Here is a 19,134-nt window from a genome sequence, read left to right as displayed (position 1 = left end):
ACTACAGCGTCTGACCGGCCTGCATCTTCGGCAGCACCTGCTTGACGGCGTTGATCGGGATGGCGAAGCCGAGGCCGACGCTGCCCGCCTGGCTGCTGCTGGTGGAGCCGCTGCCGCTGCCGGAGTACATCGCGGAGTCGATGCCGATCACCTGGCCGGCCGAGTTGATCAGCGGACCGCCGGAGTTGCCCGGGTTGAGTGCGGCGTCGGTCTGCAGGGCCGAGTAGGTGGCGGTGTCCGAGGCGGTGGCGGTGCTGGAACGACCGCCGTAGCCCGGGAAGTAGGGGTAGCCGAAGCCGCCGTTGCCGCGCGTGCTGCCCTCGTCGACCTGGACGGTGACCTGGCGGTTCTTGGCGCTGATGATGCCGGAGGTGACGGTGCCGGTCAGGCCGTCGGGGTTGCCGATGGCCACCACGGAGTCGCCGACCGCCATCGCGTCGGAGTCGCCGAGGGTGGCGGTGGGCAGGCCACTGGCTCCGCTCGCGGTGATCACCGCCACGTCCAGCGACTTGTCGCTTCCGGTGATGCTGCCCGAGGTCTTGGTGCCGTTCTGGTAGGTGACGGTGATCGTGCCACCGCCGCCCACGGCGCTGGAGATCACGTGGTAGTTGGTGAGGATCTGCCCGTTCGCGGTGAGGACCACGCCGGTGCCGGTCGAGGTGCCGCTGTTCGACTGGACGTCGATCTGCACCACGCTGGGCGAGACGGCGGCGGCGATCGCGGCCACGTCGCTGCCGTCGCTCTTCGCGGAGACGGGGCTGACCAGCGTCGTGGAGCCGGCGGAGGTGCTGTGCCGGGCATCGGCGACCGCGCCGCCGGCCAGCCCGCCGAGCACGGCGGCGACCGCGGCGACGGCGGTGACCAGGGCGAGCCGGCCGCGCAGGAACCCGGTGCGGGCCCGGTGCGCGGGGCTGCCCGGCTCGGGCTGCTCGCCGACCACGGTGGGCGGCGGGCCGTAGTAGGGGGGCTCGCCGCCGGCCGAGGCGGCCGGGGTGCCGGCGGCGTAGGCGCCCTGGGTGTAGTCGAAGTGGGCCACGGCCGGGGCCGGCGCCATCGGGTGTTCCTGGTGAGCGGTGGGTGCTCCGGCCGGCTTCGGCGGGAGGCTGGACCCCGACTCATCTGCGGTGGTGCGGTACTGGTCGCTCATGGATCAAACCGTCCGCCCGGCGGATGAAGAACCCATGAGAGTCCGGTCAGAACGGACAGAGAAGCCCGTTGACTTCTCATAAAGGGCGGCTACTCTGCCGCCCACCCACGGGTCACCGCGGGGCACCGTCGCAGCCGCAGGAGCGTCGCACCACGAGGCGGGACGGGAACCGGCGCACCCGCTCGGTTTCGGAGCCCGGCACCATCAGCGAGTCGTCCAGCACCAGGTCCACCGCCGCGCGCGCCATCGCCTCGCGCTCGCTGGCCACCGTGGTGAGCGGCGGGTCGGCCAGCGCGGCCTCGGGGATGTCGTCGAAACCCGCCACCGCCAGGTCCTGCGGGACCCGCAGGCCCACCTCGCGGGCGGCCCGCAGCACGCCGATCGCCTGGTCGTCGGTGGAGCAGAAGATGGCCGGCGGGCGGTGCTCCGAGCGCAGCAGCTCCAGCGCCACCTCGTAGGCGCCGTAGCGGTGGAAGGGGGCGTCGATCAGGTGCTGGTCGACGGGCAGCCGGTGTCCCTCCATCGCCCGCTGCCAGCCCTCGACGTGGTCGATCACCGGGTCGCCGGGCGCGGGGGTGTCCACCGGGCCGCCGAAGCAGGCGACGTACGGGTGGCCGTGCACCTCCAGCAGGTGGCGCACCACCAGCTCCGCGCCGCCCACGTCGTCGGTGACCACCGAGACGTCGTCGATCGCGTCGGGCCGGCGGTGCAGCAGCACCACCTTGGCGCCCTCCATCGCGGCGAACTCCTTGGCGGCGCGCTGCGGGGCGCCCTGGCTCACCAGGATCAGGCCGGAGACCCGCATGCCGAGGAAGGCCTGGATGTAGTGCATCTCGCGGTCGTCGGCGTAGTCCGAGTTGCCCATCAGCACGAGCTTGCCGCGGTCGGAGGCGGCGCGTTCGACCGCGTGTGCCATCTCGGCGAAGAACGGCTGGCGGGCGTCCGGCACGATCATGCCGATCAGGTTGGTCCGCCGGGAGGCCATCGCCTGCGCGACGCTGTTCGGCCGATAGCCGAGTTGCTCGATCGCGGCGAGCACCCGCTCCTTGGTCGCGGGCGCGACAGGTCGCGGTCCGTCGTTGATGACATAGCTGACGACCGCGGTCGAGGTCCCAGCCAGTCGGGCTACATCGTCGCGCGTCACCTTGGCCACAGCGGGAGTCTACGCGTGTTTGTCCAGCCCTGGCCGGTGGGCCCGGTCACGTTGCCGGGCCCGCGCAGGTCAGCTGGGCGGGCCGCCGCCGACCACCTGCTCGGCGCCCGTCCGCTCGGCGCCAGTCCGCTCGGCCGGCTCGCTCTGGCCCGCGCCGCGCTCGGCCTTGTCGCCCTGCGAGGGGATCACGAAGCGGTAGCCGACGTTGCGTACGGTGCCGATCAGCTGTTCGTGCTCGACGCCGAGCTTGGCCCGCAGCCGCCGGACGTGGACGTCCACCGTGCGGGTGCCGCCGAAGTAGTCGTAGCCCCAGACCTCCTGCAGCAGCTGGGCCCGGGTGAAGACCCGGCCCGGGTGCTGGGCGAGGTACTTGAGCAGCTCGAACTCCTTGAAGGTGAGGTCGAGCACCCGGCCCTTGATCTTGGCCGAGTAGGTCGCCTCGTCCACCGACAGGTCGCCGTTGCGGATCTCCATCGGGCTGTCGTCCACCTGGGCCTGCTGCTGGCGGCCCATCGCGAGCCGCAGCCGGGCCTCCACCTCGGCCGGCCCGGCGGTGTCCAGCAGGACGTCGTCGACGCCCCACTCGGCGGTGACGGCGGCCAGCCCGCCCTCGGTGACCACCAGGATCAGCGGGGAGCTGACGCCGGTGGACCGCAGCAACTGGCACAGGCTGCGGATCTGTGGCAGGTCACGCCGGCCGTCGACCAGTATCACGTCGGCGCTGGGGGTGTCGACCAGCGCCGACCCCTCGGCCGGGGCCACCCGCACCTGGTGCAGCAGCAGCCCGAGGGCCGGCAGCACCTCCGCGGAGGGCTGCAGTGCGTTGGTGAGCAGGAGGAGAGAACTCATATCCCGGGTCGTCCTCTTTTCGTCTCCGCGGACCGGGGGCCGGCACCTCGTCGTGCGGCCACTGGTACGGGTGGGCTACCACTCGCAAGGACGTCCGGATCGGAGTCCTGAAAGCACAAAAGGACCCGGGGGCGACTCTGCCCGGATCCCTTAGCGATCGAGAATAGCTCAACAGAGCTGGCCGGCGCAGGGGTCAGGACACGTGATCCTTTTCGCATCCGGCCCCGTGCGCCCCGGGTACGCCTGCTCTGGCCTGCGGGATTCCCGCCTGGTCCGGGGCCGGGGCGATGATGGAGCACGGCAGCGACCGGCACACGTATGTGTACACCTTCGAGAAGGGGCCGCCATGACCGCGACCACCGAACCGACCACCTTGGTGGCCGGGACCATCCGCTACTGGGCCGCCGCCAAGGCCGAGGCGGGCGTCGCCGAGGAGCCGTACCGGGCGGCCAGCCTGGCCGAGGCGCTGGCGCAGGCCGCGGCGCGGCACGCCGACCGTCCGACCTTCGTCCGCCTGCTGGGCATCTGTTCCTACCTGGTGGACAGCGAGCCGGTCGGCGGCCGGGACCGCACCCGGGTGCCGCTGACCGAGGGCGGCACCATCGAGGTGCTGCCGCCTTTCGCGGGCGGCTGACCGGACCGGGTGCGGGCGGCCGACCGGACCCCGGTGCTCAGCTGCCGGATGCCCGTTCGGAACCATGGTCCGCGCCGGATCGTCGTTACGGCGGTAGGACGAGCGAGGACGGGGAGAGAGTTCGATGCGGACCTGGATCAAAGCGGCCGTCGCCGTCCTGGTGCCGGCGGGGCTGCTGGTCGGCGCCGACCGGATCGCGGTGGTGGTCGCGCAGGGGCAGGCGGCCGACCGGCTGGCGGGGCGGCAGGGCATCACCGGCAAGCCCTCGGTCTCGATCGACGACCTCCCCTTCCTGACCGACCTGATCAGCCGGAAGGTCGGCAGCGTCCACCTGTCGGGCGCCGGCGTTCAGCTGTCCGGCGGCGGCAGCAGCTTCCAACTGGAGTCCTTCTCGGCCGACCTGAAGGGCGTTCAGCTCTCCGGCGACTACAAGTCGGCGACCATCGACTCGGGCACCGGCACCGGGCGGGTCAGCTACCAGGAGGTGCACAGCCTGCTCGGCCTCGACCAGAGCGTCACGCTCGGCTACGGGGGCCCGGGCCTGGTGAAGGTGACCGGGGTGATGTTCGGGCAGAAGCTCAGCACCACGGTGAAGCTGCGCACGAACGGCGACACGGTCGAGGTGGACAGCGTGGGCGCGCTGCCCGGGGTGGGCGCCCTGCCGGGTGTCGGGCAGCTGGTCAACTCGGCGATCGGCTCGCACACCTTCACCCTCCAGGGCGGCATGCCGGTCGGCCTGCGGCTGCAGCAGGTCGCCCCGCAGCCCGACGGTCTGGCCCTCACCTTCCAGGGCAGCCACGTCCAGCTGATCGGCTGACCCAGGGTCCGAAATCCCACTATTCGAACATATTGGTCTCGCCATTCGATACGCTGGTGACAGGGGCGGTCCCGGCTCCCTAGCATCGTCCTCATGAAGCGACAGGCGGACCTCACGAAGCGGCGGGCGGTAGACCTCTGCCGCGTGGCTGCCTGCCTGTGTCGCATGCGCTGACCGGCGGCCCGGTCCGGCAGAATCGACTCGCCGCCACGCCCGCACCCTTGGCCTGACCAGGCATTCTCGCCTGCGGCCGGATTTCTCCCCAGCTTGCCCGGCAGTACCGGCTTCCCCGCCCCGTCCCACTATCCGGACAGATTTTCGGACAAGTGGCCCGGATGGCCGGACCGTGACCGGCCGGGCCCTCACCTTCCGCCAACCGCCCCCGGATGGAGACAGAACATGAGCCGCAGCGACGTGCTGGTCGATGCCGACTGGGTCCAGGCCCACCTGGACGACCCGAAGGTCGTCGTCGTCGAGGTGGACGAGGACACCTCCGCGTACGACAAGAACCACATCAAGAACGCCGTTCGGATCGACTGGAAGAAGGACCTCCAGGACCCGGTCCGCCGCGACTTCGTCGACCAGGCCGGCTTCGAGGCGCTGCTCAGCGCCAAGGGCATCGCCAACGACGACACCGTCGTCCTCTACGGCGGCAACAACAACTGGTTCGCCTCCTACGCGTTCTGGTACTTCAAGCTCTACGGCCACGGCGACGTCCGCCTGCTGGACGGCGGCCGCAAGAAGTGGGAGCTGGACTCCCGCGACCTGGTCGACGGCTCCGAGGTCCCCGACCGCGCGGCCACCGCCTACAAGGCGCAGGCCCAGAACAGCGCGATCCGCGCCTTCCGCGACGACGTGGTCGCCGCGATCGGCAACAAGAACCTGGTCGACGTGCGCTCGCCCGACGAGTTCTCCGGCCGCCTACTCGCCCCCGCCCACCTGCCGCAGGAGCAGTCGCAGCGCCCCGGCCACGTGCCGAGCGCCCGCAACATCCCGTGGTCGAAGAACGCCAACGACGACGGCACCTTCAAGTCGGACGACGAGCTGCGCGCGCTCTACGCGCAGGAGGGCGTGGACCTGGCCCAGGACACCATCGCCTACTGCCGGATCGGCGAGCGCTCCGCGCTCACCTGGTTCGTGCTGCACGAGCTGCTCGGCCAGCAGAACGTCAAGAACTACGACGGTTCGTGGACCGAGTACGGCAGCCTGGTGGGCGTGCCGATCGAGATCGGCGCCTGAGCGGCACCGCGCCGTACCGAGAAGCAAGGAGACCGAGACATGTGTGGTGCGAAGGCCGGCGGCCCGGACCTGGCAGGAGTTGACGTGGCGAACGAGACGATCATCCAGGGTTCGGTGACCCGCGACGGTGAGCCGGTCAACGGCTACGTGCGCCTGCTGGACGCGGGCGGCGAGTTCACCGCCGAGGTGCCCACCTCGGCCACGGGGCAGTTCCGCTTCTTCGCGGCCCCCGGCAGCTGGACCGTGCGTGCGCTGGTGCCGGGCGCGACCGTGGACCGCAAGGTGGTCGCCTCCCAGGGCGCCCTGACCGAGGTCCCGATCGCGGTCTGACCCCGTTCGGGAAAGAAGCGCTGAGCCCCTGCCCGTCGGCGGGGGCTCAGCGCTTTACTGGGAGGTGTGCAGCAGCGGCGCAGGCATGTCTACTACTTCGCGGCGATGGCGGTCTGCCTCGGGCTCTTCGTCCTGGCCTGGGGCGTCGTGCGGTTCTTCTCGGTGGGCGCGGCGATCGGCATGTGCCTGGTGGCGATGGTCATCCCGCCGCTGGCCGCGATCTTCGCCAACCGGCGCGACCCGGAGGACGACTGGTGGCGGGACCCGCGCTGGGACGACCCCAAGTGGGAGGAGCCGGGGCACGACCGGGACAAGCCGGACCACGAGACCGAGCGGTGAGGCCGGCCTCTTGACGCCCTAGTACACGAGCGCCTGGACGGCGTCGGCCATGATCTCGCTGACGAAGACCTGGGCGCCCGCGATCCGGACTCCCTCGATGGTGTCCGCCTGCTCGATGCCGCGCCGGACCGCGCACTGGGTGCACAGGGTGACCGTGCCGGCTGCCAGGATCGACTCCAGCAGGTCCGGCAGCGGGGCGGCGTGCGGCAGCTCGAACTCCGCGGCCCGCCCGGGCAGGGCGAACCAGGAGGACTCCCCGGTCAGCCAGAGCGAGACCTCGACCCCGCTGGCGACCGCGACGGCGGCGACCGTGAAGGCCTGCGAGCAGCGCTCGGGCGCGTCCGCTCCGGCGGTGACCTTGATGACCAGCTTCTTCGACACGCCGTCAGCTTAGACCGGCCGCGTGGCGGGCCTCACCGTGAAGCGCGTGGTGGGGCCGGATAGACTCGCGCCGTCATCGTCCGTCCGCCGACACCGCACCGGGAGCCCACCGTGAACGGTCTTGAACTCTTCTTCGACATCCTGCTGGGCGTCGTGGCCGTCGTGATCGCCTGGTTCGCCGTCTTCTCCGTGATGAAGCTGTACCAGGGCCAGCGCTGACCTCTCCCGTACCGTAGAGGTAGCCCACCGCCCACGACTGCGATCCAGGACCATGATCGAGATTCCTTCCGACCTCCACAAGGACGTCGTTTCGCTGGCCTTCCTCCTCGGCACCTGGGAGGGAGCGGGCGTCTTCGACTTCCCCGGCCAGGAGAAGTGCAACTTCGGCCAGGAAGTCGTCTTCCGCCACGACGGCCGCCCGTTCCTGGAGTTCCGCTCCCGCAGCTGGGTGCTGGACAACGAGGGCGAGAAGATCCGCCCGCTGGAGACCGAGCACGGCTTCTGGCGGATCACCAGCAACCACCAGGGCACCAGCGGCGAGCGCGAGGTGGAGATCTCCATGGTGCGCGACGACGGCACGGTGGAGATCTGGTACGGCAAGCTGGCCGACGGCAAGCCGCAGATCGACGTGGCCACCGACGCGGTCGCCCGGGTCGAGGGCTCGGCGCCCTACAGCGGTGGCAAGCGGCTCTACGGCTTCGTCAACGACGAGCTGCTCTGGGTCGGCGAGAAGGCGGCGCCCGAGGTGCCGCTGCGCCCCTACATGTCCGCCCAGCTGCGCAAGGTGCTCAGCCCGGCCCAGCTGATCAAGGACATCAACGACCTGCCGGACGACGGGATCGCCTTCTTCCGCTGAGCGGCGGGCGAGCGAGTGGCGAAGGGGTGGCAGCGTGGTGGCGGACACCGGCACCGACTGGAAGGCCGACCTGCGCCGGCGCGGCTACCGCCTCACCCCGCAGCGCCAGCTGGTCCTGGAGGCGGTGGACACGCTCGACCACGCGACCCCGGACGAGATCCTGGCCCAGGTCCGGCTGACCGCCAGCGGGGTGAACATCTCCACCGTCTACCGGACGCTGGAGCTGCTGGAGGAGCTGGGCCTGGTCTCGCACGCCCACCTGGGCCACGGTGCGCCGACCTACCACCTGGCCGGTCGCCACCACCACCTGCACCTGGTCTGCCGGGACTGCGGCAAGGTGCAGGAGACCGGCACCGCGATCGCCGCCCCGCTGATCGAGAGCCTGCGCGTGGAGCACGGTTTCGACACCGACCTCAAGCACTTCGCGATCTTCGGCCGCTGCGCCGACTGCACCGCCGGGGTCGGGCAGCCGCAGTCGTAAGCTGGCGGGCATGAAGAGCCCGCTGCTGTCCCTGCCCGGAGCCGTCCCCGCCGAGGGAGCCGACGAGGGCGTCGCGGCCCACTACGGCGACATCTTCCGCGAGCAGCGGGAGCTGGCGGCCGGCCGGGCCTTCACCGACCTCTCGCACCGCGGTGTGATCACCGTGACCGGCCCCGACCGGCTCGCCTGGCTGCACCTGCTGCTCACCCAGCACGTGAGCGAACTCCCGCCCCAGCACGCGACCGAGGCGCTGATCCTCTCCCCGCACGGGCACGTCGAGCACGCCCTCTACCTGGTCGACGACGGCACCACCACCTGGGCCCACGTCGAGCCGGGCACCCAGCCGGCGCTGCTGGAGTACCTGGAGCGGATGAAGTTCATGTACCGGGTGGAGGTGGCCGACGCCACCGAGCGGTTCGCCGTCGTCCACCTGCCGGCCGGCAACCCCGCCGCCGCGGCCGGCGCCGCCGCAGTGCGCGAACTGCCGTACGGGCGGGACCTGTTCCTGCCGCGCGGCGAACTCGCCGAGCAGGCGAAGGAGTTCGGCAGCCCGGCCGGGATCTGGGGTTACGAGGCGCTGCGGATCGAGGCGCACCGCCCGCGGCTGGGCTTCGAGACCGACCACCGCACCATCCCGCACGAGGTGGACTGGCTGGGCTCCGCCGTGCACCTCAACAAGGGCTGCTACCGCGGCCAGGAGACGGTGGCCCGGGTGCACAACCTGGGCAAGCCGCCGCGCCGGCTGGTCTTCCTGCACCTGGACGGCACCGAGGAGGTGCTGCCCGCGCACGGCACCGAGGTGCGCCTGGCCGCCGAGCCGGAGGGCCGGGCACTGGGCTTCGTCACCTCCGCGGCCCGCCACCACGAGCTGGGCCCGATCGCGCTCGCCCTGGTGAAGCGCAACGTCCCGGTGGACGCCGAACTGCGGGCCGGCGGTGTGCCGGCCGCCCAGGAGGTCGTGGTCGCCCCGTAGCCCCGTAGCCCCGTAGCCCCGCAGCGCTGGAGCGCGCTCCGGGACCTCAGACCTCCAGCAGCACGGTGAACGGCCCGTCGTTCACCAGCGAGACCTTCATGTCCGCCCCGAACCGGCCGGTCTCCACCGTCGCGCCCAGCGCCCGCAGCCGCTCGACCAGCTCGGCCAGCAACGGCTCGGCGACCGGCCCGGGCGCGGCGGCCTGCCAGGTGGGCCGGCGGCCCTTGCGGGCGTCGCCGTAGAGCGTGAACTGGCTGATCACCAGCAGCGGCGCGTCGAGGTCCGAGCAGGACAGCTCGCTCTGCCCACCGTCGAAGAGCCGCAGCGTCCACAGCTTGCGCGCCAGCTCGGCGGCCTGCGTCGCGGTGTCCTGATGCGTCACCCCGACCAGGACGCAGAGCCCCGGACCGCTGATCGCGCCGACCTGTTCCCCGGCCACCGTCACGGCGGCCTCGCTCACCCGCTGTACCACTGCTCGCATGCGGCCATTGTGCCGAGCCGCCGACAGGTCATATCAGCCAGGTCCCGTTCGCCAGGCCGCCGTTCGGGTGCATCTGCGCCGCAGCGGTGCTCGCGGGGTGGCACGATTCCGGAGTCGGCCGTGCCGCCCGTCGCGGACGGCCGTTCGCACCGCTCGCACACCCGTGCCGAGGGCGCTCGCCCGAGCGGGTGGCAGCGGTGCTGGTGGGGAACCCCAGGGGGCGCCGGAGCGTGCCACCAAGGGCAGGGGTGACACGGGTGGGATCTATCCGAGGGCAGGTGGTTGGTCGATGGAGGCGAACGGGGTGCCCGGCAAGCCCGCGGCACCGGAGATGCCGGTGATCGAGGCGCTGGCCCTGGACGAGCTGCGCACGCTGCGCCGGGACGCCCTGGAGCAGGAGGCCGACCTCTCGTACCTGCGCCGGCTGCTGCAGGGCCGGGTGGACATCCTGCGGGCCGAGCTGGACCGCCGCACGCTCGACGTCCGGCTGTGCCCGCCGAAGCCGGACGCCGGCTGGCAGACCCTGCTGCACCGGCTGCCGCAGATCCTCGCCGACGCGCCCTCCAACGTGCGCCAGTCGGCCCGGCACCTGACCCTGGGCACCCCGCGCGGCGAGCAGTACCAGGCGCAGGCGGACGCCCTGATGGGCGACGTGCAGCTGGCCGACCTGGCCGCGCACGCCTCCGCCGAGCTGCTCGCGGCGCTGGACCGGCTCACCGCGCACGAGCGCGAGGTCTCCGGGCGCCGCCAGCTGCTGCAACGCACGGCGGACGGCTGCGGGGCGGAGATCACCCGGCGGTACCGTGAAGGGGAAGCGCGGGTCGACGACCTGCTGGCCGGCGGCCCGCTGCCCGACTGAGAACCAGCGGGCGACGGCGGCCGGCTCCCACCCTCCTGCTCCGGAAGGCTGCCACCGATGCCAGACTCCGCCGCCCTGTCGCCCGTCCTCGCCGAGGTCGTCCGCTCAGGCTTCACCGAGGGGTACCACCGCGGTTCCCTGGTGGTGCTCGCGCCCGACGGCTCGATCGAGTTCGCGCTGGGCGACCCCGAGCGGCCGATCTTCCCGCGCTCCTGCAACAAGCCCTTCCAGGCGGTGGCCACGCTGCGGGCGGGGCTGCCGATCGAGGGCGAGCTGCTGGCCCTGGCGGCCGCCAGCCACTCCGGAGAATCGTTTCACCTGGACGGGGTGCGGACCATCCTGTCCGGCGCGGGCCTGGGCGCCGACGCCCTGCAGACCCCGCCGGACCTGCCGCTGGACCCGACCGAGGCCGAGGCGTACCTGGCCGGCGGCGGCCGCCGGGAGCCGCTGGTGATGAACTGCTCGGGCAAGCACGCCGCCTGGCTGGCCGCCAGCCTGGCCAACGGCTGGCAGACCGAGAGCTACCTGGACCCGGAGCACCCGATCCAGCGGCTGGCCCACGAGGCCCTGGAGGAGGCGAGCGGCGAGTCGATAGCCGCCGCCGGCACGGACGGCTGCGGCGCCCCGCTGCTGGCCGTCTCGCTGGTGGGCCTGGCCCGCGGCTACCGCGCGCTGCTGCGGGCCCCCGAGGGCAGCGCGCCGCGACTGGTCGCCGACGCGATGCGCGCCCACCCCGAGTACGTGGCCGGCACCCGCCGCCCGGACACCTGGCTGATGCGGGCGATCCCGGGCACCCTCTCCAAGATGGGCGCGGAGGCCGTGCAGGCGGTGGCGCTGCCGGACGGCCGGGCGCTGGCCTTCAAGATCGACGACGGCGCGGGCCGGGCGCTCGGCCCGGTGCTCGCCGCGCTGCTGCGCCGGCTGGGGTACACCGACCAGGTGCTGGACCGGATCGGCGGCGCCCCGCTCTACGGCGGCGCCGAGGTGGTCGGCGAGATCCGCGCCGTGGTCTGAGCACGCTGAGACTGATCCCTCACCTTCGCCCTCGGTCGCTCGACCGAGGGCGGAGGTTAAGCATCACGCTCAGTGCGCGTCGCCGGACTCCGCCAGGCGCTTGACCGAAGCGGTGATCTCGGTCTCGGCCTCGACGCGGCCGACCCACTCGGCACCCTCGACCGACTTGCCGGGCTCCAGGTCCTTGTAGACCTCGAAGAAGTGCTGGATCTCCAGGCGGTCGAACTCCGAGACGTGGTGGATGTCCCGCAGGTGCTCCCAGCGCGGGTCGGTGGCCGGGACGCAGAGCAGCTTGTCGTCGCCGCCCGCCTCGTCGGTCATCTTGAACATGCCGATCGCGCGGCACTTGATCAGGCAGCCGGGGAAGGTCGGCTCGTCCAGGATGACCAGGGCGTCCAGCGGGTCGCCGTCCTCGCCGAGAGTGCCCTCGACGAAGCCGTAGTCGGCCGGGTAGCGGGTCGAGGTGAAGAGCATCCGGTCAAGACGAAGACGACCGGACTCGTGGTCGACCTCGTACTTGTTGCGCGAGCCCTTCGGGATCTCGATGGTGACGTCGAACTCCAACGGTTCCTCCAAGGTAGGGACTGACAGAATCCAAGTGTCTCCTACGGGAGGGAGTGCTGTGGAAAGGGGCTGGGCTGTGGCAGGCACGGGGACTCGCAGAAGTCTGGGAGCAACGGTGGTGGCGGGGCTGACGGGGTTCGCCCTGCTGGCGGGAGGGGGCCCGGCGCACCCGCAGGCGCCGGACGGGGCCACCGCGCCGTCACCCGCCCCACCAGTGCTCGTTCCGGCCCTCACTGGCGGCACCGACGCCCTGCCCACCGCTGCCGGCCTGCAGGCCGCGCTCGGCCAGCTCACCTCGGACAAGGCGCTGGGCACGCTCACCTTCGCGATCAGCGACGGCGTCACCGGCAAGCTGCTGCTGGGCTCGGGCGAGACCACCCCGTCCACCCCGGCCTCCACCACCAAGCTGGCCACCTCGGTGGCCGCGCTCAGCCTGCTGCCCCCGGACACCCGGTTGACCACCAAGGTGGTGCACGGCGCCGCCCCGGCCGACATCGTGCTGGTCGGCGGCGGCGACCCGACGCTGACGGGCCTGACGGTGGATCAGATCCGGATCGGCGGTGCCCCGGTGGACCCGGACTCGGCCCCCGCCTCGCTGCCGGACCTGGCCAGGCAGACCGCCGCCGCGCTGAAGGCGGCCGGGGTGGCCACCGTCCACCTCGGGTACGACACCTCGCTGTACACCGGCCCGGCCGCGCACAAGTACAACGACGGCTACAACATCGGGCCGATGTCGTCGCTGATGATCGACGAGGGCCGGGTGGTCGCCACCCAGGACATCGACGCCCCGGCCCGGGTCCCCGACCCGGCCGCCCAGGCGGCCGCCAAGTTCGCCGACCTGCTCGGCGCCCAGGGCGTGACGGTGGACGGCAAGCCGGCCCAGGCCCAGGCCGCGGCGAACGCGGCGCCGATCGCCCAGGTGCAGTCGCCGATCCTGCCCCGCCTGGTGGAGCGGCTGCTGACCAACTCCGACAACACGCTGGCTGAGGCGGTGGCCCGGCAGGTGGCACTCGCCCAGCACCTGCCGGTCGGCTACGACGGCGCGGCACAGGCGATCACCAAGACGCTCGCCGGGCTCGGCCTGCCGATGGCGGGCGTGCAGCTGAACGACGGCAGCGGCCTGAACGTGAACAACACCATCCCGCCGATCGTGCTGTCCGACCTGCTCACGCTGGCCGCCTCGGCCGACCACCCGCAGCTGCGCGCGGTGCTGACCGGACTGCCGATCGCCGCGCTGACCGGAACGCTCGACAAGCGCTTCGTCCAGGCCCAGGGCTCGGCCGACGGCGCCGGCGTGGTGCGGGCCAAGACCGGCACCCTGAGCGGTGTCAACACGCTGGCCGGCACCGTGGTGGACGCCGACGGGCGGCTGCTCGCCTTCGCGCTGATGACCAGGACCAACGTCGACGCGAACGCCGCCCGGGCCGCGATGGACCGGATCGTGGCCAAGCTGGTCCTGTGCGGGTGCAAGTAGCCGAGCCTGTCCGGAAGGGGTGGGGCCCGGGCGCCGCAGCACGTACCGTGAGGACATGACGAGCGCGAGCGGCGGTGCTGACATGGTCGACTGGAATCTCGCGGTCGCGACGGCGACCCGGCTGGCCCGGCCGGGGCCGCAGGTCAGCCGCGAGGAGGCCCGCACCGTGGTCGCGGAGCTGCGCCGGCACGCGCTGACCGCCGAGGACGCGGTGCGCGGGTACACCGGCATGCGCGCGTCCCGGCTGGCCACCGACGGGGCCGCGCCGGTCCTGGTGGTGGACCGCGCCGGCTGGGTGCGCGCCAATGTGGCGGGCTTTCGCACGGTGATCCGCCCGCTGACCCAGAAGCTCGCCGCCAGGCGCTCCGAGACCTCCGGTGGTGCGGTGCTCGGCGCGGTCGGCGAGAAGCTCACCGGCGTCGAGGTGGGCGCGGTGCTGGCGCTGCTCTCCGGCAAGGTGCTCGGCCAGTACGAGACCTTCGCCGCCGACGAGGAGCCGCTGCCGATCACCGCACCCGACAGCCCGGCCGGACTCTTCGAGCGGCCGGGGGCCGGCACGGGCCGGCCTGGTCCGGGGCGGCTGCTGCTGGTGGCGCCGAACATCGTCCAGGTGGAGCGGGAGCTGGACGTCGACCCGCACGACTTCCGGCTCTGGGTCTGCCTGCACGAGGAGACCCACCGCACCCAGTTCAGCGCGGTGCCCTGGCTGCGCGACCACGTGCAGTCCGAGGTGCAGGCCTTCCTGGCCGCGGCCGACGTCGAGCCGATGGCGCTGCTGGAGCGGCTGCGCGAGGCGCTGATGCCGGGCGAGCGCCCGCCGAGCGGCGCCGGCAGCCTGCTGGACGTGGTGCAGACCGCGGGCCAGCGCGAGATCCTCGCCCGGTTGACCGCGGTGATGTCGCTGCTGGAGGGCCACGCGGACGTGGTGATGGACGGGGTGGGCCCGGCCGTGGTGCCGAGCGTGGCGGAGATCCGGGAGAAGTTCCAGCGCCGCCGCGACCGGGGCGCCAGCCGGCTCGACCTGATGCTGCGCAAGCTGCTCGGGATGGACGCCAAGCTGCGCCAGTACCAGGACGGCGCGGTCTTCGTGCGCGGGGTGCTGGACCGGATCGGGATGGACGGTTTCAACCGGGTCTGGACCTCGCCGAACACCCTGCCCACCAAGGACGAGATCCACGACCCGGCCGCCTGGGTGGCGCGCGTCGGACGCCAGTCCCAGCCGAAACCCCCGGACGAGTGAGGGGGCGGGGCGGCGGAACGTTTCTGCATTCACCCGTCCGTGGGACGGTGGTCGTACCGGTGGCGCCGGTGGCCTGGGCGTGCCCCGGTTTCTGCGACTATCTGTGAGCGTTCGGTCACCCATCCAGTCTGAGGAGTTGCTCCACCGTGGGCCCACACCCCGCTGTCGCGGCGATACGCCTGGCCGTCCGCCGCGCTCTGATGGACCTGGCGGCCGAGGCCGCCGTCCCGATCCCGGCCGCCGCGCTGCGCGGCGTCGCCACCCCGATCCCCGTGCCGGCCGCCGCCGTCGCCCTCGCCGGCGCCTCCCCGGGCCCGGCCACCGTGCTGATCGGCAACGCCCGCCGCCACCCCTCCGGGCTGCCCCGTACCCCCGCCGCCCCCGGCTCGCCACTGGTCCTGGTCGCCGTCTCCGGCGGTGCGGACTCCATGGCGCTCGCCACCGCCACCGCCTTCGAGGCCCCCAAGCTCGGCCTGCGGGTCGGCGCGGTCACCGTCGACCACGGGCTGCAGGACGGCTCCGCCGACCGCGCCCGCCAGGTCGCCGAGCGGCTGCGCGCGCTCGGCCTGGACCCGGTGGAGGCGGTCCCGGTGCGGGTCGGCCGGCAGGGCGGCCCCGAGGCGGCGGCCCGCGACGCCCGCTACGCCGCACTGGACGAGGCCGCCGAGCGCCACCAGGCGCTGGCCGTCTTCCTCGGCCACACCCGCGACGACCAGGCCGAGACGGTGCTGCTGGGCCTGGCCCGCGGCTCCGGGGCCCGCTCGCTGGCCGGCATGCCCGCGCAGAAGGGCCGCTACCGCCGCCCGCTGCTCGATCTGGACCGCGCCGCCACCCGCCAGGCCTGCGCCGCGCAGTCCATCCAGGTCTGGGACGACCCGCACAACCTCGACCCCGCCTACACCCGCGCTCGGGTCCGCCATGAGGTGCTCCCGGTGCTGGAGAAGCACCTGGGCGCCGGCGTGGTCGAGGCGCTGGCCCGCACCGCCCGGCTGTTCCGCGACGACGCGGACGCCCTGGACCAGTGGGCGGTCCGCGCCGAGCAGCGGCTCTACCGTCCCGACCAGGGCGAGCTGCCGGTGGCCGCGCTCGCCGAGCTGCCCGCGGCGGTGCGCCGCCGGGTGCTGCGCCGGGTCGCGCTGCGCACCGGCTCGCCCGCCGGCGACCTGTTCGCCCGCCATCTGGAGACGGTGGACCTGCTGGTCACCGGCTGGCGCGGCCAGGGGCCGCTCCAGCTACCCGGGGGCGTCGAGGTCACCCGTAGGTGTGGCAACCTGGTGTTTCGGCGGCAGGACGACTGACCGTCGACACAGGACCACAAACCCTTGAGGACGTACTCCCGGTGGACGACAAGGACATGGGCGCCGATCTGGCGAAGGTGCTCATCAGCAAGGACGAGATCGACGCGAAGCTGCTGGAGCTGGCGGAGCGGATCGACCGGGACTACGCCGGGAAGGACCTCCTGATCGTCGGCGTCCTCAAGGGCGCGGTGATGGTGATGGCCGACCTCGCCCGGGCGCTGCACTCGCAGGTCACCATGGACTGGATGGCGGTCTCCTCCTACGGCATGGGTACCAAGTCCTCCGGTGTGGTGCGTATCCTCAAGGATCTGGACACCGACATCGCCGGGCGCGACGTGCTGATCGTCGAGGACATCATCGACTCCGGGCTGACCCTGTCCTGGCTGCTGGGCAACCTGGGCTCGCGTGGCCCGGCCTCGCTGGAGGTCTGCGCGCTGCTGCGCAAGCCGGACGCGGCCAAGGTCGAGATCGACGTCAAGTACGTCGGCTTCGACATCCCCAACGAGTTCGTGGTCGGCTACGGATTGGACTACGCGGAGAAGCTCCGCAACCTCCCGTTCATCGGTACGCTCGCCCCACACGTCTACGGCGGCTGAACCGGAACCCGGGCTCCCGGGGAACACCTCACCGGCTTCGCCCGTTGGAGTCGGCGGAACCCACAACTGGACAGGACCGTACCGCCGTGCTTCCACAGAGCGGGGCACGACTGCTGTACGGTCAAATTACCTGCTCGTCGTACCACAGCGGCGATGGCGAGCGAGTGCATACGCACATACCAGATGCACCGGCGGCCGAAAGACCGGCCGGTGCCGTTGAGTGGCAGGAGGGACGGGGCGGCAACGCCCCGCATGGATGGACGTCAAGCGATACTTCCGCGCGCCGATCGCATGGATCCTCCTGGCAGTCGTCGCCGTCATTGTGCTGATGAACGTCGTTTCGGACTCGAACGGCTACAAGACGGTGGACACCGGCCAGGTGGTGGCGGCGATCAACGCTGGCCAGGTCCAGCAGGCCCAGCTCACCACTGGTGACTCGAACACGATCAAGATCCAGCTGAAGGACGGCGCCACGCTGCCGGTCGGCAGCTCCGGCAAGGCGCCCTCGGGCACCAAGTTCCAGGCCTCCTACATCGGCGACCAGGGCAAGGACCTGGCCGAGACGATGTCCTCGGCCCAGGGCAAGATGCCGCCGCAGGGCTACACCGTCAGCCCCGAGAAGACCTCGACCTTCGTCAGCCTGCTCGAGTCGATGCTGCCGATCGTGATCATCGTGGTGGTCTTCCTCTTCCTGATGAACCAGATGCAGGGTGGCGGCTCCCGGGTCATGCAGTTCGGCAAGTCCAAGGCCAAGCTGCTCACCAAGGACACCCCGAAGACCACCTTCGCCGACGTCGCCGGTGCCGACGAGGCCGTCGAGGAACTCCACGAGATCAAGGAGTTCCTGCAGGAGCCGGCCAAGTTCCAGGCGGTCGGTGCCAAGATCCCCAAGGGCGTGCTGCTCTACGGCCCGCCCGGCACCGGCAAGACCCTGCTCGCCCGCGCGGTCGCGGGTGAGGCGGGCGTGCCCTTCTACTCGATCTCCGGTTCCGACTTCGTCGAGATGTTCGTCGGTGTCGGTGCCTCCCGAGTGCGTGACCTCTTCGAGCAGGCCAAGGCGAACGCCCCGGCGATCGTCTTCGTCGACGAGATCGACGCGGTCGGCCGCCACCGCGGCGCCGGCCTCGGCGGTGGTCACGACGAGCGCGAGCAGACCCTCAACCAGCTGCTGGTCGAGATGGACGGCTTCGACGTGAAGGGCGGCGTGATCCTCATCGCCGCCACCAACCGCCCGGACATCCTGGACCCGGCGCTGCTGCGCCCGGGCCGCTTCGACCGGCAGATCGCCGTCGAGCGCCCCGACCTGCAGGGCCGCCTGGACATCCTCAAGGTGCACCAGAAGGGCAAGCCGGTCGCACCGGACGTCGACCTCAAGGCCGTCGCCAAGCGCACTCCCGGCTTCACCGGCGCGGACCTGGCGAACGTCCTCAACGAGGCCGCGCTGCTGACCGCCCGTTCCGACAAGAAGCTGGTCGACAACGTCACCCTGGACGAGGCGATCGACCGCGTGGTGGCCGGCCCGCAGAAGCGCACCCGGATCATGTCGGAGAAGGAAAAGAAGATCACCGCGTACCACGAGGGCGGCCACGCCCTGGTCGCGGCGGCCTGCCCCAACAGCGACCCGGTGCACAAGATCACCATCCTGTCCCGCGGCCGGGCGCTCGGCTACACCATGGTGTTGCCGGAGGAGGACAAGTACTCCACCACCCGCAACGAGATGCTCGACCAGCTGGCCTACATGCTGGGCGGGCGTGCGGCGGAGGAGCTGGTCTTCCACGACCCGACCACCGGCGCGTCGAACGACATCGAGAAGGCCACGGCCACGGCCCGCGCGATGGTCACCCAGTACGGCATGACCGAGCGGCTGGGCGCGATCAAGTTCGGCTCCGACAACGCCGAGCCGTTCCTGGGTCGTGAGATGGGCCACCAGCGCGACTACTCGGAAGAGGTCGCCGGGCTGGTGGACGAGGAGGTCAAGAAGCTGATCGAGAACGCGCACAACGAGGCCTGGGAGATCCTGGTCGAGAACCGCGACGTGCTCGACAACCTGGTTCTGGAGCTCCTTGAGAAGGAGACCCTGAACAAGGAGCAGATCGCCGAGATCTTCGCCCCCGTGGTGAAGCGCCCGGCCCGCCCCGCCTGGACCGGCTCGGCTCGGCGCACCCCGTCGACCCGCCCGCCGGTGCAGTCCCCGAAGGAGCTGGCGCTGACCAACGGCGCCGCCGCCTCCGTCGATGCCGCCCCGGTGGACATCATCAAGCTCCCGCCGCTGGGCGGGGACAGCGCGACCGAGCTCTGACCGGCCGGTAGGTCGATCGGCGTTCGGAATGGATGCCGCGTTTCCAGGGTTTGTACCCTGGAGGCGCGGCATTCGTGCTGCTCAGGCTCGTTCACCTTTCCAGCTACTTG

Annotated in this window: 21 protein-coding genes; 15 read left to right on the top strand and 6 right to left on the bottom strand. The window is 71.9% G+C overall.

The window, feature by feature from the left end; genetic code table 11:
• Position 1 precedes the first annotated feature (1 nt).
• The 3 genes from P3T41_RS12735 to P3T41_RS12725 form a co-directional block, all read right to left on the bottom strand.
• Positions 2-1,147: a trypsin-like peptidase domain-containing protein gene (locus tag P3T41_RS12735; protein WP_280689840.1), complete on the bottom strand. Its 1,146-nt coding sequence runs from the start codon at positions 1,145-1,147 to the stop codon at positions 2-4.
• A gap of 112 nt (positions 1,148-1,259) precedes the next feature.
• Entirely contained in the window at positions 1,260-2,300 is a 1,041-nt protein-coding gene (locus P3T41_RS12730; protein ID WP_280689839.1) for a LacI family DNA-binding transcriptional regulator, read from the bottom strand.
• A gap of 69 nt (positions 2,301-2,369) precedes the next feature.
• Positions 2,370-3,149, bottom strand: coding sequence for a response regulator transcription factor (locus tag P3T41_RS12725; RefSeq protein ID WP_280689838.1), 780 nt, complete (start codon positions 3,147-3,149; stop codon positions 2,370-2,372).
• A 346-nt stretch (positions 3,150-3,495) separates the two neighbouring features.
• On the opposite strand from P3T41_RS12725, the gene P3T41_RS12720 reads away from it, so the two are divergent.
• The 5 genes from P3T41_RS12720 to P3T41_RS12700 all read left to right on the top strand — a co-directional run bounded on the left by P3T41_RS12720 (position 3,496) and on the right by P3T41_RS12700 (position 6,508).
• Positions 3,496-3,783: a MoaD/ThiS family protein gene (locus tag P3T41_RS12720; protein ID WP_280689837.1), complete on the top strand. Its 288-nt coding sequence runs from the start codon at positions 3,496-3,498 to the stop codon at positions 3,781-3,783.
• Positions 3,784-3,907: 124 nt separating this feature from the next.
• Positions 3,908-4,600 carry a DUF2993 domain-containing protein gene (locus P3T41_RS12715; RefSeq protein ID WP_280689835.1) on the top strand — a complete coding sequence of 231 codons (693 nt, stop codon included), beginning with the start codon at positions 3,908-3,910 and terminating at the stop codon, positions 4,598-4,600.
• 399 nt (positions 4,601-4,999) lie between these two features.
• Positions 5,000-5,839 carry a sulfurtransferase gene (locus P3T41_RS12710; protein ID WP_280689834.1) on the top strand — a complete coding sequence of 280 codons (840 nt, stop codon included), beginning with the start codon at positions 5,000-5,002 and terminating at the stop codon, positions 5,837-5,839.
• A gap of 39 nt (positions 5,840-5,878) precedes the next feature.
• Complete coding sequence (locus P3T41_RS12705) at positions 5,879-6,169, top strand: DUF1416 domain-containing protein (protein WP_266294945.1); 291 nt, start codon at positions 5,879-5,881, stop codon at positions 6,167-6,169.
• Between the two features lie 66 nt (positions 6,170-6,235).
• Positions 6,236-6,508, top strand: a complete 273-nt coding sequence (locus tag P3T41_RS12700; RefSeq protein WP_280689833.1) for a DUF3099 domain-containing protein — start codon at positions 6,236-6,238, stop codon at positions 6,506-6,508.
• A gap of 18 nt (positions 6,509-6,526) precedes the next feature.
• Here the strand turns inward: P3T41_RS12700 and P3T41_RS12695 are convergent, their stop codons facing one another.
• Positions 6,527-6,889: a DsrE family protein gene (locus P3T41_RS12695; RefSeq protein WP_280689831.1), complete on the bottom strand. Its 363-nt coding sequence runs from the start codon at positions 6,887-6,889 to the stop codon at positions 6,527-6,529.
• Between the two features lie 271 nt (positions 6,890-7,160).
• On the opposite strand from P3T41_RS12695, the gene P3T41_RS12690 reads away from it, so the two are divergent.
• The 3 genes from P3T41_RS12690 to P3T41_RS12680 are packed head-to-tail and all read left to right on the top strand — an operon-like array spanning position 7,161 to position 9,199.
• Positions 7,161-7,745 (top strand): FABP family protein, encoded by a 585-nt coding sequence (locus P3T41_RS12690; protein ID WP_280689830.1) that lies wholly within the window; start codon positions 7,161-7,163, stop codon positions 7,743-7,745.
• Positions 7,746-7,779: 34 nt separating this feature from the next.
• The gene (locus tag P3T41_RS12685; protein WP_280689829.1) at positions 7,780-8,226 is read left to right on the top strand and encodes a Fur family transcriptional regulator; all 447 of its coding nucleotides are present in this window, start codon (positions 7,780-7,782) and stop codon (positions 8,224-8,226) included.
• A 10-nt stretch (positions 8,227-8,236) separates the two neighbouring features.
• Entirely contained in the window at positions 8,237-9,199 is a 963-nt protein-coding gene (locus P3T41_RS12680) for a glycine cleavage T C-terminal barrel domain-containing protein (RefSeq protein WP_280689828.1), read from the top strand.
• Positions 9,200-9,245: 46 nt separating this feature from the next.
• Here the strand turns inward: P3T41_RS12680 and dtd are convergent, their stop codons facing one another.
• Positions 9,246-9,680 carry a D-aminoacyl-tRNA deacylase gene (gene dtd, locus P3T41_RS12675; RefSeq protein ID WP_280689826.1) on the bottom strand — a complete coding sequence of 145 codons (435 nt, stop codon included), beginning with the start codon at positions 9,678-9,680 and terminating at the stop codon, positions 9,246-9,248.
• A gap of 289 nt (positions 9,681-9,969) precedes the next feature.
• Between dtd and P3T41_RS12670 the strand changes: the two genes are divergently transcribed.
• Both P3T41_RS12670 and P3T41_RS12665 read left to right on the top strand, forming a co-directional pair.
• Positions 9,970-10,539, top strand: a complete 570-nt coding sequence (locus tag P3T41_RS12670) for an ABC transporter substrate-binding protein (protein WP_280689825.1) — start codon at positions 9,970-9,972, stop codon at positions 10,537-10,539.
• 57 nt (positions 10,540-10,596) lie between these two features.
• Positions 10,597-11,553 carry an asparaginase gene (locus P3T41_RS12665; RefSeq protein WP_280689824.1) on the top strand — a complete coding sequence of 319 codons (957 nt, stop codon included), beginning with the start codon at positions 10,597-10,599 and terminating at the stop codon, positions 11,551-11,553.
• Between the two features lie 69 nt (positions 11,554-11,622).
• Here P3T41_RS12665 and P3T41_RS12660 read toward each other — a convergent pair whose 3' ends face one another.
• Complete coding sequence (locus P3T41_RS12660; RefSeq protein WP_280689822.1) at positions 11,623-12,117, bottom strand: inorganic diphosphatase; 495 nt, start codon at positions 12,115-12,117, stop codon at positions 11,623-11,625.
• Positions 12,118-12,235: 118 nt separating this feature from the next.
• Between P3T41_RS12660 and dacB the strand changes: the two genes are divergently transcribed.
• The 5 genes from dacB (at position 12,236) to ftsH (ending at position 19,024) form a co-directional block, all read left to right on the top strand.
• Positions 12,236-13,591, top strand: coding sequence for a D-alanyl-D-alanine carboxypeptidase/D-alanyl-D-alanine-endopeptidase (dacB, locus tag P3T41_RS12655; RefSeq protein ID WP_280689820.1), 1,356 nt, complete (start codon positions 12,236-12,238; stop codon positions 13,589-13,591).
• Positions 13,592-13,646: 55 nt separating this feature from the next.
• On the top strand, positions 13,647-14,831 hold the full coding sequence (locus P3T41_RS12650; RefSeq protein ID WP_280689818.1) for a zinc-dependent metalloprotease: 1,185 nt from the start codon (positions 13,647-13,649) through the stop codon (positions 14,829-14,831).
• Positions 14,832-14,977: 146 nt separating this feature from the next.
• Positions 14,978-16,129 carry a tRNA lysidine(34) synthetase TilS gene (gene tilS / locus P3T41_RS12645; protein WP_280689817.1) on the top strand — a complete coding sequence of 384 codons (1,152 nt, stop codon included), beginning with the start codon at positions 14,978-14,980 and terminating at the stop codon, positions 16,127-16,129.
• Positions 16,130-16,170: 41 nt separating this feature from the next.
• Positions 16,171-16,725: a hypoxanthine phosphoribosyltransferase gene (gene hpt / locus P3T41_RS12640; protein WP_280689815.1), complete on the top strand. Its 555-nt coding sequence runs from the start codon at positions 16,171-16,173 to the stop codon at positions 16,723-16,725.
• A 256-nt stretch (positions 16,726-16,981) separates the two neighbouring features.
• Positions 16,982-19,024: an ATP-dependent zinc metalloprotease FtsH gene (ftsH, locus tag P3T41_RS12635; protein WP_280689814.1), complete on the top strand. Its 2,043-nt coding sequence runs from the start codon at positions 16,982-16,984 to the stop codon at positions 19,022-19,024.
• Positions 19,025-19,134: the final 110 nt, after the last annotated feature.

The organism is Kitasatospora sp. GAS204B, assembly GCF_029892155.1.
Lineage (GTDB): Bacteria > Actinomycetota > Actinomycetes > Streptomycetales > Streptomycetaceae > Kitasatospora.
The sequence above is the reverse complement of the archived record's forward strand: the minus strand, read 5'-3'. Positions and strand labels throughout refer to the sequence as shown.

What these genes read in the sequence shown, in the direction of transcription:
- P3T41_RS12725 (WP_280689838.1), bottom strand. Translation starts at nt 3,149, where the DNA reads ATGAGTTCTCTCCTCCTGCTCACCAACGCACTGCAGCCCTCCGCGGAG.
- P3T41_RS12705 (WP_266294945.1), top strand. Translation starts at nt 5,879, where the DNA reads ATGTGTGGTGCGAAGGCCGGCGGCCCGGACCTGGCAGGAGTTGACGTG.
- ftsH (WP_280689814.1), top strand. Translation starts at nt 16,982, where the DNA reads ATGGACGTCAAGCGATACTTCCGCGCGCCGATCGCATGGATCCTCCTG.
- P3T41_RS12720 (WP_280689837.1), top strand. Translation starts at nt 3,496, where the DNA reads ATGACCGCGACCACCGAACCGACCACCTTGGTGGCCGGGACCATCCGC.
- P3T41_RS12735 (WP_280689840.1), bottom strand. Translation starts at nt 1,147, where the DNA reads ATGAGCGACCAGTACCGCACCACCGCAGATGAGTCGGGGTCCAGCCTC.
- dtd (WP_280689826.1), bottom strand. Translation starts at nt 9,680, where the DNA reads ATGCGAGCAGTGGTACAGCGGGTGAGCGAGGCCGCCGTGACGGTGGCC.
- P3T41_RS12715 (WP_280689835.1), top strand. Translation starts at nt 3,908, where the DNA reads ATGCGGACCTGGATCAAAGCGGCCGTCGCCGTCCTGGTGCCGGCGGGG.
- P3T41_RS12690 (WP_280689830.1), top strand. Translation starts at nt 7,161, where the DNA reads ATGATCGAGATTCCTTCCGACCTCCACAAGGACGTCGTTTCGCTGGCC.
- P3T41_RS12680 (WP_280689828.1), top strand. Translation starts at nt 8,237, where the DNA reads ATGAAGAGCCCGCTGCTGTCCCTGCCCGGAGCCGTCCCCGCCGAGGGA.
- P3T41_RS12665 (WP_280689824.1), top strand. Translation starts at nt 10,597, where the DNA reads ATGCCAGACTCCGCCGCCCTGTCGCCCGTCCTCGCCGAGGTCGTCCGC.
- P3T41_RS12710 (WP_280689834.1), top strand. Translation starts at nt 5,000, where the DNA reads ATGAGCCGCAGCGACGTGCTGGTCGATGCCGACTGGGTCCAGGCCCAC.
- P3T41_RS12670 (WP_280689825.1), top strand. Translation starts at nt 9,970, where the DNA reads ATGGAGGCGAACGGGGTGCCCGGCAAGCCCGCGGCACCGGAGATGCCG.
- P3T41_RS12650 (WP_280689818.1), top strand. Translation starts at nt 13,647, where the DNA reads ATGACGAGCGCGAGCGGCGGTGCTGACATGGTCGACTGGAATCTCGCG.